This is a genomic window from Segatella hominis (assembly GCF_004535825.1).
GTDB lineage: Bacteria > Bacteroidota > Bacteroidia > Bacteroidales > Bacteroidaceae > Prevotella > Prevotella hominis.
The window spans coordinates 1-681 of sequence record NZ_SGVY01000143.1; the positions used below are offsets into that span (position 1 = coordinate 1).

Below are 681 nucleotides of genomic sequence, written 5' to 3' on the forward strand. Positions count from 1 at the left end.
GATAAATGATAATTTACCGACGCTTGACCATTCATCAAGAGGGGGAGAAGTTCGTCTCGCTGCTTAGTAAGGGCTTCGATTTCTTTTTGTCGCAAAAGTTGTTCGTCAAACATTGGTTTTGTTGCATCTACAAATTTCGTACATATCGTTTCATTAAAAGCAAAACAGAAATCAGCCAAATCCCCTAAGACAATATATGGTATAGAAGAGCCATGTTTACCACCACTATATATAGGTTGAAATAAGTATCTCAATGTATAATAGAAAAAAGATATGTTATGTTCGTCTTCATCTAAAACACAAGCATACGTTCTTTGATATAAATCGAATTTACCTTTATAGAAGCCAACTCGCCCAGTATAACTCCCATTTCCTGAAACCAACACGGCATATCCGTCATAAATATATTCATTTGAAGAAATCGGTTCTGGTGCGCAAGAAAAGAACTTGTAATTCCCAGGCACAGCTTTAGACACATCTTTCTTGCCTGTAAAGATTCTCATAAAATCCTTGATTTTACAATCATTCCAACCTTGCGGTATTTCACGCTTCAGCTTCTCATTCCAGACCATAGCCCCACCACTTGATTTATACGGCTTGCCCTCCTCATTCGGAAAGTCAAACTGCACAAACCAATAGTCATAGAGCTGCTTTGCCATCGCCTCTAAATTATCATTTATC

General features: G+C 37.7%; 1 protein-coding gene. It reads right to left on the reverse strand.

Going from position 1 to position 681, the window contains the following annotated elements:
• Nucleotides 1-681, reverse strand: a 681-nt coding sequence (locus EXN75_RS17525; RefSeq protein ID WP_134844761.1) for a restriction endonuclease subunit S, incomplete at both ends; no start/stop codon positions are given.